This window comes from Streptococcus oralis (assembly GCF_023109155.1).
Taxonomy (GTDB): domain Bacteria; phylum Bacillota; class Bacilli; order Lactobacillales; family Streptococcaceae; genus Streptococcus; species Streptococcus oralis_BZ.
On sequence record NZ_JALDUA010000003.1, the window covers coordinates 217,562 to 230,125 of the forward strand.

11 protein-coding genes, 1 riboswitch and 2 other annotated features are annotated in these 12,564 nt (G+C 43.7%); of the genes, 2 read left to right on the forward strand and 9 right to left on the reverse strand.

The window, feature by feature from the left end; genetic code table 11:
• From M1F63_RS07480 to M1F63_RS07520, 9 genes are all read right to left on the reverse strand, one after another.
• Positions 1-567 carry an aminodeoxychorismate/anthranilate synthase component II gene (locus tag M1F63_RS07480; protein ID WP_247941112.1) on the reverse strand — a complete coding sequence of 189 codons (567 nt, stop codon included), beginning with the start codon at positions 565-567 and terminating at the stop codon, positions 1-3.
• Entirely contained in the window at positions 564-1,925 is a 1,362-nt protein-coding gene (gene trpE / locus M1F63_RS07485; protein WP_247941113.1) for an anthranilate synthase component I, read from the reverse strand. Before trpE ends, M1F63_RS07480 begins: the two co-directional genes overlap by 4 nt.
• Before the next feature lie 71 nt (positions 1,926-1,996).
• Positions 1,997-2,222 (reverse strand) — a binding site (T-box leader).
• The gene (gene trpB, locus M1F63_RS07490; RefSeq protein WP_000208438.1) at positions 2,219-3,397 is read right to left on the reverse strand and encodes a tryptophan synthase subunit beta; all 1,179 of its coding nucleotides are present in this window, start codon (positions 3,395-3,397) and stop codon (positions 2,219-2,221) included. Its footprint overlaps the feature before it by 4 nt.
• Before the next feature lie 268 nt (positions 3,398-3,665).
• Positions 3,666-3,891: a binding site (T-box leader), on the reverse strand.
• Between the two features lie 42 nt (positions 3,892-3,933).
• Positions 3,934-5,160, reverse strand: coding sequence for a DegT/DnrJ/EryC1/StrS family aminotransferase (locus M1F63_RS07495; RefSeq protein ID WP_001134529.1), 1,227 nt, complete (start codon positions 5,158-5,160; stop codon positions 3,934-3,936).
• A 42-nt stretch (positions 5,161-5,202) separates the two neighbouring features.
• Positions 5,203-5,895 (reverse strand): sugar transferase, encoded by a 693-nt coding sequence (locus tag M1F63_RS07500; protein WP_000922231.1) that lies wholly within the window; start codon positions 5,893-5,895, stop codon positions 5,203-5,205.
• Positions 5,896-6,078: 183 nt separating this feature from the next.
• On the reverse strand, positions 6,079-7,821 hold the full coding sequence (locus tag M1F63_RS07505; protein ID WP_049501582.1) for an ABC transporter ATP-binding protein: 1,743 nt from the start codon (positions 7,819-7,821) through the stop codon (positions 6,079-6,081).
• On the reverse strand, positions 7,811-9,556 hold the full coding sequence (locus M1F63_RS07510; protein WP_049501581.1) for an ABC transporter ATP-binding protein: 1,746 nt from the start codon (positions 9,554-9,556) through the stop codon (positions 7,811-7,813). The genes M1F63_RS07505 and M1F63_RS07510 overlap by 11 nt, the downstream gene beginning before the upstream one ends.
• 54 nt (positions 9,557-9,610) lie before the next feature.
• The gene (locus M1F63_RS07515) at positions 9,611-10,246 is read right to left on the reverse strand and encodes a DUF421 domain-containing protein (protein WP_049501580.1); all 636 of its coding nucleotides are present in this window, start codon (positions 10,244-10,246) and stop codon (positions 9,611-9,613) included.
• Positions 10,243-10,698 carry a DUF3290 family protein gene (locus tag M1F63_RS07520; protein WP_049501579.1) on the reverse strand — a complete coding sequence of 152 codons (456 nt, stop codon included), beginning with the start codon at positions 10,696-10,698 and terminating at the stop codon, positions 10,243-10,245. Before M1F63_RS07520 ends, M1F63_RS07515 begins: the two co-directional genes overlap by 4 nt.
• A 133-nt stretch (positions 10,699-10,831) precedes the next feature.
• On the opposite strand from M1F63_RS07520, the gene M1F63_RS07525 reads away from it, so the two are divergent.
• Complete coding sequence (locus M1F63_RS07525; RefSeq protein WP_247941114.1) at positions 10,832-11,659, forward strand: exodeoxyribonuclease III; 828 nt, start codon at positions 10,832-10,834, stop codon at positions 11,657-11,659.
• Between the two features lie 11 nt (positions 11,660-11,670).
• Positions 11,671-12,057, forward strand: coding sequence for a bleomycin resistance protein (locus M1F63_RS07530; protein ID WP_000386231.1), 387 nt, complete (start codon positions 11,671-11,673; stop codon positions 12,055-12,057).
• A gap of 131 nt (positions 12,058-12,188) precedes the next feature.
• Positions 12,189-12,284, forward strand: a riboswitch (purine riboswitch).
• The last annotated feature ends 280 nt before the right edge of the window (positions 12,285-12,564 follow it).

A 12,564-nucleotide genomic window follows, 5' to 3' on the forward strand; every position in this document is an offset into this window, starting at 1 on the left:
TCACTTTACAACCTTCTCGATAAAATTCTGAATAGAAGACAAGCCATCTGGCGTTCCGATGCTTTCTGGATGGTACTGGAAGCCATAAATCGGCAGGCTTTTGTGTTGAATTCCCATAATAGCTTGGTCATCAGTCGAACGAGCTGTCACTTCAAAGCCTTCTGGCATTTCTTCAATCAAAATACTGTGGTAACGCATGACTGGACGACCATCCTCAATCCCCTGATACAAAACAGATGGCGCTTCAAAGCTGATATGGCTCTGTTTCCCATGCATGACTTTTGGAGCCAAGCCTAGCTTCCCACCAAAGACTTCTGCGATAGCTTGATGACCCAAACAAATCCCTAGAATCGGCTTCTTACCTGCAAAGTCACGAATCATGTCTTCCATCTTTCCAGCATCAACCGGCCAACCAGGACCGGGAGAAAAGACCAGACCATCTGCTTTTTCAGCTTCTTCATACAGCTTGGGATCATCATTTCTCAAGACCTGCACTTCTGCAAAATTCCCAATGTATTGAGCCAAGTTATAGGTAAAAGAATCATAGTTGTCAATCAATAAAATCATGGTCTTAGTTCTCCAATTCTAGTCATAGATTTTGCCTTATTAATGGTTTCTTGGTATTCGTTTTGGGCGATGGAGTCGTAGACAATCCCTGCCCCAGCCTGTACATAGGCTGTTTGATTTTTGAGAATCATAGTTCGAATGGCAATAGCGAAATCCATATCACCCGTCGCAGACAAGTAGCCGATTGCTCCTGCGTATACGCCTCGTTTTTCTGTTTCCAGTTCATAGATACGTCTCATGGCCCGAATTTTTGGTGCTCCTGAAACTGTTCCAGCTGGAAGTGTAGCTTTCAAGGCATCCATGGCAGTGAGTTCTGGAAGCAAACGCCCTTTCACCACGCTGGTCAAATGCATGACATAGCGGAAGAGCTCCACTTCCATATACTTAGTGACTTGGACACTGGCTGTTTCAGTGATGCGGCCAATATCGTTACGCCCCAAGTCTACCAACATCCGATGTTCTGCTGTTTCCTTCTCATCAGAAAGCAGATCAGTTGCCAAAGCTTTGTCCTCTTCATCCGTAGCCCCTCTTGGTCGTGTACCCGCAATCGGATTGGTTGTCACGATGCCATTTTTGACAGAAACCAAACTTTCTGGACTAGCACCGATGATTTGATAATCCCCAAAATCATAGAAATAGAGATAATTAGATGGATTGGTCACGCGAAGATTTCTGTAGAAGTCAAATGGATTTCCAGTAACTTCTGCTGAGAAACGCTGGCTGAGCACGCATTGGAACATATCACCATTACGAATCAAGTCACGAGCGGTTTCGACCATTTGCTCAAACTTCTGAGGAGCAATGTGCGGTTTGAAGTTCAGTGGAGATAAATCCAAATCTTCAAATTCATTTGGAGCAGGGATGCGTAATTCCTCAAGCACTTGGTTCAAGGCTTTTTCCAAATCTTCTTGACTGCGATCGCTGTAAAGAGCATCTTCGATGACATGGATTTTTTCTTTCTTGTGGTCAAAAACCATGTAGCTCTCATAGACAAAGAAATGCATGTCTGGCGTCCCAATGGTATCCTCAGGGATTTGACCAATTTCTTCATAGAGCGAAATCATATCGTAACCGACAAAGCCAATAGCTCCCCCACCAAAAGGTAGGTCTGAATGATGCTGGCTCTTATGAGTTACTTCATAAAGGTAATCCAAGGGATCCCGATCAATCACTTGACCATTTTGATAAAGGACTCCATTTTCAAACTTAATCTCAAAAACTGGATTATAGGCTAGGATAGAAAAACGAGCGGTTTCCTTGTCTCTCGGAATACTCTCTAAGATCACCTTGTGTTGCCCCTTTAGGCGCATATAAGCCAAGATTGGTGATAAGACATCTCCATGAATGATTCGTTCCATTGTAATTTCCCTTTCAGTTCTACTTCTAGTCCGTGGCGATTGTATGAAAAATCCCCACGCAAAATAACTTGCGTGAGGACGAAATTCGCGGTGCCACCTCAATTATAGGATTTCTCCTATCTCTCATTCCTGTCTCAGAACTTTCCTGTAACAGGCTGTGCGATAAAGGGCACTCCCTTGAGAATTATGTTTTCTTCTCTCGTTTCAGATGGACCCAACCTTACAGCTTTCTCTGCTTGTTTCCAGCAACCACAAGCTCTCTGGGAAAGAAAGTACTGTAATTTTTCCATCTCTTATTTCTTAGCTTCTAGGTAGTCTGCAATCGCAGCTACGTCCTTGTCTCCACGACCAGAGACATTGATGATGATAATGTCATCTTTACTTAGTTTCGGTGCACGTTTAACCGCTTCTGCGATGGCGTGCGAACTTTCAATCGCTGGGATAATCCCTTCTGTCTTACTAAGAAGGAGCAAGGCTTGAACAGCTTCTTCGTCTGTCGCTGCCACGTATTCTACGCGGCCAGAATCTTTAAAGTAGGCGTGTTCTGGACCAACCCCTGGATAGTCCAAACCAGCTGAGATAGAGTAAACTGGAGCCAGCTCTCCATCTTCCTTAAAGACTGCATAAGTCTTCATACCATCGACAATTCCGACACTACCTTTTGTCATAGTGGCTGCATGCTTGTCTGTGTCAAGTCCGTGACCGGCAGCTTCGACCCCAACCAATTTGACTTCTTCATCAGCCACATACTGTGAAAAAGCACCGATGGCATTAGAACCACCACCTACACAGGCAATAACGTAGTCTGGTAAACGGTCTTCTTTTTCCAAGATTTGACGACGAGATTCCTCACTGATGACCTTTTGGAATTCATGAACAATGGTAGGATAAGGGTGAGGACCCACAGCAGATCCCAAAACGTAGAAGGCTTCAAGATCATTCATCCATGCTCCAAAGGCTGCATCAACCGCATCCTTGAGAGTTCGTGTCCCCGTTTCAACCGCGTGAACAGTTGCTCCCATCATCTCCATGCGGAAAACATTGAGACGTTGACGCTCCACATCTTCTGCCCCCATGTAGACATCACAAGCCATACCAAACTTAGCTGCAGCTGCTGCTGTCGCAACACCGTGCTGACCAGCTCCTGTTTCCGCAATCACTCGTTTTTTGCCCATACGTTTGGCAAGAAGAATTTGTCCTAAAACGTTGTTAAGTTTGTGAGAACCAAGGTGGTTAAGATCTTCGCGCTTGAGATAAATCTTAGCGCCACCTAAGTGATCTGTCAAACTTTCCGCAAAATAAAGCGGTGTTTCACGACCAGAATAATCCTTCAAGTAATGACGAAATTCTGCCAAAAATTCTGGATCATCCTTGTACTTGTCAAATGTCACTTCCAACTCATCCAACAAAGCCTGAATCGGCTCCGGTACAAAACTACCACCAAATTGTCCAAAATAACCTTTAGTTGTCATAAATTTTTCCTCTTTCCATATTAATCCGGCCGTTTTGTTTGCTTTTAGTAGTAGGCAAGGAGCTGCAGATAGAACTCAATACTCTTCGAAAATCCAATTCAAACCACGTCAACGTCGCCTTGCCGTACTCAAGTACAGCCTGCGGCTAGTTTCCTAGTTTGCTCTTTGATTTTCATTGAGTATAAGTTCATCAAAGCGACTTAACGCCCTAATAAAAGATAAACAAAATGACCGAAAGAAAAAAGCCCACACACAGAATCTACTTCCATGTGAGGGCGTTGGTAACGCGGTGCCACCTCAATTATAAAGGGACTATTCCCCTTTACATCTCTGCCTTGTCTAACAACAAGTTGCACTGTAAGGTGTGCGCACCGAATTTTCATTGTTTCAAATTCATTTTTAAAATCAGCCCACTTTCACTACTTCCAACCACCTGTTCACAATCACCACAGGCTCCCTGAAGATCAAAAATAGTTACTTTTCTGATTTGTTGAGAATATTATATGCTATTGTCCGCTTTTTGTCAAGATTTTTTATTATTTTTTTCCAGAACCGAGGATTTCTTCAGAAATTCTCACCAAAGTCTGAACGATGTAATCAACTTCTTCATCGCTTAATTTTGTATGAAGAGGAAGCGTAATTTCATTTTCAAAGAAGGCATAGGCTCTTGGATAATCTGCCATATCGAAACCAAGATTCTTATAGGCTGTCAGGAGAGGAAGCGGTTTATAGTGTACATTACTTGCAATTCCTGCTTTGGCCAATTCTTGGATGATGTGGTTGCGTTCTTCTAAACTTGCTCCTTCTACATGGGTGATGTAGAGGTGGCGTGAAGATTCGACACTATCAGTCTTGTGTGCCAATGGACGGATGCGAGAACCTGCAAAACCACGATCATAGCGGTCCACGATGTCCTTACGACGTTCTAGCAAAGCTGGGTAACGGTCCAATTGTACCAAACCAATCGAAGCCATGATATCGGTCATATTGCACTTGTAGGCTGGTGTGACGATATCGTACTCCCATGAACCCAATTGCATCTTGGCAAGAGCATCCTTTGTTTGACCGTGAAGGGAAAGGATTTGGAACTCCTTGTACATCTCTTCGTCATCAATCGCTGGATTGGCTTTCCAAGTCGCACTTCCTCCCTCAGCCGTTGTAAAGTTCTTAACGGCGTGGAATGAGAAGGAAGTAAAGTCAGCGATAGATCCAGCTGGTTGTCCTTTATAAGTAGATCCCAAAGCATGGGCACTATCTGAGACAATTACGATACGGTTAAAGGCTTTTTGCCACTTGCTAGCAGCTGTAAAGAGGTCCCGTTTCTTCTCCACCACTTGGAGCAAACGATCATAGTCGCAAACAATCCCTGCAAGCTCAACCGGAATAATCACCTTAGTCTTTTCAGTGATGGCTTGCTCAAGCAAGTCATAGTCCATCTCAAACGTATCTGCTTGAATATCCACCATGACAGGTGTCGCTCCTACGTGTGTGATAACACTACATGAAGCTGTATAAGTCATAGCTGGAACGATGACTTCATCCCCAGGTCCCACTTCCAAAACACGCAAAATCAACTCAAGAGCGGCTGTCGCAGAGTTGAGGCAGACAGTCTTAGGTGTCTGTGTGTATTGAGACAAGCGGCGCTCCAGTTCTTTTGTCTTCGGACCTGTTGTGATCCAACCAGAACGAAGGGTATCCGCTACTTCAGCAATTTCAGCTTCGGTAATATCGGGAGGTGAAAATGGAATATTGTAATTTGGCATTGATTTGCTCCTTTTATCTGTACTCATTTTCTCATGACTACTTTATTTTAGTACTTCAAACACGGTTTGAAACATGATTTTGATGTCTCCAAGGAAACTAAACTCTCGGAGATAGGCGAGATTATAGCGCATCTTTTCAGGAAGGACATGTTCGACATAGGCCTGGTCAACCGACAGACCTTTCTCTGTCATCTGACTGATGATGGTGTCCTCATCCTTGTAGTTGATACTGGCTGGAGAGGTGATTCCTGCTGGCAAGAGCAAGGTCGCCATCATTTCAGGACTATACTGCTCTGTGTAACGTGGCACTTCAGGACGGGTCCCTACAAAGGACATTTCGCCTTTAAGGACATTGACCAGCTGAGGTAGTTCGTCCAAACGCACACGGCGGATGAAATTTCCAACCTTGGTAATGCGACTATCGTTAGCAGAAGTCACCAGACTTCCTTTTTTATCCGCATCCGTTACCATAGTACGGAACTTCCAAATCTTGAACCGACGATTATACTGGGTCACGCGCTCTTGCTTGTAAATGACAGGTCCCTTGCTATCCAACTTGATCCAAATGCTCAAGACAAGAAAGACGGGAGAGGTCAAAAGTAGCAAAAACAGGGCCAGAACCCAGTCCAGGCAACGCTTGAAAACCAGCGAACCTTTCCTTTTAGAGACAAGCTGGTAGTAAGACTTAACCTCGCTTGATTGCATTTCCACGGGTAGGTCTTCCCATTTCAGCATGCTGTTTCTCCTTTGTTTTTATTATACTATTTGTCAACATTTTTCATTATACCACAAAATGGAAAAGGCGGTGCAAGAAATCTGTGATTTGAAGAATTTCCTTCTGGTGCTCAATGAAAATCAAAGTACAGCTTTGAGGTTGCAGATAAAGCTGACATGGTTTGAAGAGATTTTCAAAGAGTATTAGGACATGGCCCCAGCCTGCAAGCTATACATTTTGTGATAGGTTCCTCCCAAGGCCAAGAGTTCCTCATGGGTTCCACTCTCGATGATACGCCCCTTGTCCAAGACGTAGATGCAGTTGGCGTCTTGGATGGTCGAAAGGCGATGAGCAATAGCAATGGTCGTCCGACCCTGTCTCATCTTAGCTAGGGAATCTTGAACCAAACTTTCTGTTTCAGAGTCAATATTGGCTGTCGCTTCATCCAAAATCAGGATTTTAGGCTGACTGGCGACAGTTCTAGCAAAGGCAAGAAGCTGGCGTTGGCCAGTAGAAAAGCTCGAACCACGCTCAGAAACAGGTGCATCATAACCCTGCGGAAGGTCCTGAATAAAGGAATCTGCATCGACAAAGGCAGCTGCAGCCTGGACCTGATCATCACTAAGATCTTGGTACATGGCGATATTGGACTTGATAGTCCCGTGATAGAGGAAGGGATCCTGTAAGACCAAACCGATGTTTTTTCTCAGCTCTTCCTGACTGTAGTTCCTGATATCCACATCATCCAAGAGAACGTGGCCTGACTGAAATTCATAAAAACGCATGAGGACATTGATAATGGAAGATTTCCCAGAACCTGTATGACCTACAAAGGCAATGGTTTCGCCCTTGTTAACTGAAAAGGAAATATCATCCAGAATCGGATGTTTGCCATCATATGAGAAACACACATGTTCAAAACGGATATTGCCTTCTTTGACTTTAGCTTTCCCATCTTTTTGAAGAGGCTCATAGGTCGTTTCGTCAATCAAGGCAAAGACACGACCTGCAGATACCATGGACGTTTGAAGGGTTGAAAAGTTTTGCGTTACCTCAATCAGGGGATCAAAGAGACGGTTGATGTACTGGATAAAGGCATACATGGTTCCGGCCGTTATCCCGATAGACAGACCACGGTAACCAAAGTAAGCCATCAAAACGGCGTAGCCTAGGAGTTTCAGCAAACTCATGGCAGGACGCAAAAAGAGGGCATCCAAGGCTACAGATCGGTTGGCATAGACCAAGTGTTCTTGGTTGATTTCATCAAATTCTGCCTGCAGGCGCTTCTCTTGATTAAAGGCCTGGATAATCCTGATTCCCTCGATATTCTCTGCCAGCTTACTATTGATATCCGACAAGAGACTTCTGGTTTTTTCGATGATTTTCACTGACTTTTTCCGATAGAGATTGACCAAAAGGAAAATCAAGGGAAGAAAGAGCAAGACTAAAGCTGTCAAACGAAAATCCAGCACCAACATGGTATACAGGGTTGTCAGAAAGATGAAAACAGCTGAGATAAAGCTGGATAAAATTCCCGAAAACATGTCACTGATGGTCTCGGTATCATTGGTCAAACGAGAGACGATGGAACCTGCTGGCGTCTTGTCAAAATAAGACATGCCGAGTTTCTCCATATTGGCAAAGGCATCCCGACGAATATCTCTGACAATACTGTAGGAAACCCGCGCAAAGAGAAGATTGCCGATATACTGAACTAGAGTTTGTAGGATATAAAGACCATAGTAGACCAGCAAAACGGTCACAGCAAGTTGGTTGAGATTGCTGAGGTACTGGTCGATAAAGTGGGAAGCTACAAGGGGAATGACACTTTTAATGACCGTCGTCGCGAGGAGAAAACTGAGTGCCAAAAAGGTCAGGAGGCCATAGGGCTTGAGATAAGACATCAAGCGCTTCAATACAACCCATTGTTCTTTCTTATTCTGCATCTTCTTCTCCTTTCATTTCCAATTGCTGAGACTGGTAGGTTTGGGCATACCAGCCATCTAAAGCTAGCAGGTCTTCGTGTGTACCGCGTTCTATGATTTGGCCATTTTGCAGGACTAAAATCAAATCTGCATGGACGACTGCACTGAGACGATGGGCTGTGATAATGGTTGTCTTATTCTTCCGCGTCTCCTTGAGATTGTCGATAATCGCATACTCTGTCTTGGCATCCACGGCGGACAAGGAATCATCTAAAATTAAGATATCAGGGTCTAAAATCATAGCCCTACTCATAGCCAGACGTTGCTTTTGACCACCTGAGAGACTGACTCCCTTTTCACCGATCAGCGTATCAAATCCCTGAGGCATGTCCACAATATCTTTATAAACTTGAGCTAGTTTAGTCGCTTCCTCGACCGCTGAAAGGGGCAAATTAGGATTGCCGAAGCGGATATTGTCTAAGATAGAGGTCGCAAAGAGAAACTGATCTTGAGGGACATAGCCCATGAGACCACGAAGGTCTGTCAGACGATAATCACGAATATCGTGATCGTTTAGATAAATAGCTCCCTTATCCACATCGTATTCACGCAAGAGGAGCTTAATCAAGGACGTTTTCCCAGAGCCTGTCTGTCCGACCAAGCCTAGGGTTTGTCCTTTTTCTAAACTAAAGTGAATATCCGTCAGTGTCTCCTCATTTTCAAAGGCAAAGCTGTCAATAGCGTACTCCAAACGTCCATTTTCAATACCGTCCAGAGGAAACTCAGGGTCTTTTACAGGTGATTCCTGAGATAAAAGTTCCTCAATCCGTTGGTAAGAAACCTTGCCTCGCTGAGTGATATTAAAGAGGAAACCAATGGCCATAAGAGGCCAAACTAGCATATCCAAGTAGCTGATAAAGGTGACCAGATTCCCAACCGTGATTTGCCCTTTCTGAACCATCAAAGAGCCGACCAAGAGAGTTAAAACATAGGACGAACCAACAAACAAGAGAACCATGGGGTCAAAGAGACTATCGTATTTCATGGTTTGGAGATTCTTTTGGAAGGTCAATTCATTGACTGTCTGAAAGGACATCAACTCGTCCGCCTGATACCCGAAAGACTTGGTCACTTTAATACCTGATACAGACTCCTGCACCTTATTATTGAGTTCAGAAAAGGCAGCCTGTGATTCACCAAAGGCCTTGTGGGTCTTTCTCCCTAGACGACTAGTCGCATAAGCCATGAAAGGCAGGGGAAGAATAGCAACAAGAGTCATCTGCCAAGAAATGCTAAAAAGCATGGTCAGCAAAGTCACCAGCGCCGTGATGGAAGCATCCACCGCAGACATAACACCGCCGCCTGCCAGACGGGTTAAGGCATTGATATCATTTGTAGCGTGTGCCATCAGGTCTCCCGTTCGATAGGTCTGATAAAAGGCTGGAGACATTTTTGTGAAATGCTCAAATAAGCGAGACCGCATAATCTGCCCCAAACGGTAGGAGGTTCCGAGGATATACATACGCCAAACATAGCGCAGATAATACATCCCAAAGGCTGCAAGGAGCAAGTAAAATAGGTCAAGAAGAAGGTCCTGCTGGGTTAATTGCTCCGATGTGATGGCATCAATGACCCGCCCCATAACCATAGGGGGAATGAGATTGAGGACGGAAACCAAGACCAGAGCCACAATCCCGACTAAATAACGGCGTTTTTCTAACTTGAAAAACCACCAAAGTTTTTGAATAATGGACATAACATCCCTTTCTGATTGCAAATAGAAACCTGAGGCCAAGACCCCAGGTTTTTCTTATTCATAGGTTACAACTGTGACGGCACCCTTGTCATACTCAGCGATAAAGATATTGGCCACATTGTCATGTCCTTGTTTGCTTAGATTATCAAGCAGCCACTCTTCGCTACGGCCAATCGATTCCAAAACATCGACTTGGATCACACCGTCAGTCACAACTGGATACTTAGGATTTTCATCTCCTATTTGGACCACGATGAGTTGGCCATTTTGCTCCTGCACAGCGCATTTGACCTGTTTCATCTGGAAAATCCCTTGGCTACGAAGTTTGAGAGCAACTTCTGCTGCAGACAAACCAACTGAACGACAGGCTTCTGGGTCAATCTGCCCATTTTTGATAAGGAGAGTTGGTTTTCCATCAATCAAGCGTTTGACAAAACGAACATTGTTATTGAGCCACTTGAGGGTCAAGACCAAAATCGTCCACATCATCAAAATCACTGCGTACTGCAGAATACTGATTGAACTATTGTAAATCACCCCACCGATGATACCACCAAGAACATAGTTCTGAATTTGGTCTATAGCAGAGTTAGGTGCTAGATTCCCCTTTCCTGTCACATTAATAACAAAAACAAGAGAGAAAAGACCCAGGGCCAGTTTGATTAAAATTTCCATATAATTGAGTGTCATTTGTTTACCTCCACCAATTCAATAGCGTCTGTTTGATGCAATTCTAATTTCTCTAAAAGATACTTGTCTGGTTGGCTCCCGTTCATGGCACGATAGAAATTTGAACCTACCTTGATAAGTGCTCCATCAGTGTCGGCAGAAGTATTGACATAAACTTCTGATTTATCCACCCCCAAGTCTTTGGAAACAACCTCTATGAAATGAAGGGAAGTTTGAAATTGGTTGTTAGAGGCTTGATTGGTCTGGTATTTTGAGATTGTCACCAAAAGCATGGCCACCAAGGTCAAGGCCAAAATCATGACCAATTCCCGAAACTTAGTCCCCTTTTTATCTCGATAGGCTTTAAAAGCAAAAAATCCTGTGATAGCTAGGAGAACAATTCCAAAGCCAATCATGATGCCATTTTGCTGACTGATTTGGCTAAGTACATAGTCATATGAGTAAAATTTCATTTATTTTCACTCCCTTTCATAAAATCATTCTTAATTATAAACGAAAGAGAGTGATTTTTCAAGCCATACGTTGGGGAAATAGACCTTTTTTTGGTATAATAAAATCTATAATCTGAATGAAAAAGGTAACTTTATGAAACTTATCTCATGGAATATTGATTCCCTAAACGCTGCCCTAACTAGTGACTCAGCTCGTGCCAAATTGTCCCAAGAAGTCCTACAAACCTTGGTCGCTGAAAATGCTGATATCATCGCTATCCAAGAAACCAAGCTTTCTGCCAAGGGTCCTACAAAGAAACACTTGGAAATTTTAGAGGAACTCTTCCCAGGTTACGAAAACACGTGGCGCTCTTCCCAAGAACCTGCCCGTAAAGGCTATGCTGGAACCATGTTCCTCTATAAGAAAGAACTTACGCCTACTATCAGCTTCCCAGAAATCGGTGCCCCTTCTACCATGGACTTGGAAGGCCGTATCATCACTCTAGAATTTGATGAATTTTTCGTAACCCAAGTTTACACTCCAAACGCTGGCGACGGTCTCAAACGCTTGGAAGAACGTCAAGTCTGGGATGTCAAATATGCGGAGTATTTGGCTGAACTAGACAAAGAAAAACCAGTCCTTGCGACCGGTGACTACAACGTGGCTCACAAGGAAATCGACCTTGCAAATCCTGCCAGCAATCGCCGTTCACCTGGTTTTACAGACGAGGAGCGTGCTGGATTTACCAACCTTTTGGCAACTGGATTTACTGACACCTTCCGCCATCTTCACGGCGATATCCCAGAGCGCTACACTTGGTGGGCACAACGCAGCAAGACTTCTAAAATCAACAATACAGGCTGGAGAATCGACTACTGGCTCACTAGCAACCGCGTGGCTGACAAGGTGACCAAGTCTGACATGATTGACTCGGGTGCGCGTCAAGACCATACGCCGATTGTATTGGAAATTGAACTCTAAGGAGAAAGCTAATGGACTATCAAGCTGTCATTCCTGAATTTGTAGTATCTGACCTCGAAAAGTCACGCCACTTCTACTGCGACTTGCTGGGATTTTCTGTCGAATACGAGCGTCCAGAGGAGAAATTTCTCTTCCTCTCGCTTGAAGACTGCCAACTTATGCTAGAAGAAGGCAGCACAGAAGAATTAGCCCAACTAACCTATCCTTTCGGGCGCGGTGTCAATATTTCCTTTGGTATTGAAGATGTCCCTCAGCTCCACCAAAAACTGCTGGAAGCTGACCATCCTATCCATCGTCCGCTGACAAAAAGAGAATTTCGAGTGGGAGATAGCTTTATTTACCCTCATGAATTTGCGATTTTGGATCCAGATGGTTATTTTCTAAGATTTAGCGAATAGAATAATCGAAGTCTACAATACTATCTAGCCTTGTAGGCTTTTTCGTTCGCTTTTATGATCTATTTGCTAACAAAATATTTGATTTATAAAGCTAATTGGTGTAAAATAAAAACATTGGCAGTAGCCTATTTAAAATTGAATATCATTTTACTTGTTTATGTCGTGAATTGGCACGACGTTTCTACAAGGTGCCGGAACACCTAACAATGAGTATGTCAGCTGAAGGTATGGTTTTGGCCATGCCTATTTTGGGGACTTACTTAGGGGATTAAGTAGGTCCTTTTTGTATATTTTTGTTAAAGCACGCCTTTAAGTGTAAACTAAATTTTTTTAATATTTCCCTTAATTAGTGCGGACGGGAGGTGAAATTATCCTGTGGATAATTTCAGGAATCCAGGGAATTTCATCCCTAATTTTTGAGCCCCTAGCTCTTTCATTTCTAGGCTTAGGCTAAAATAGTTCCCCGAACTATTTTACTCTCAAAAATCCCGTCATAGACAATAACAA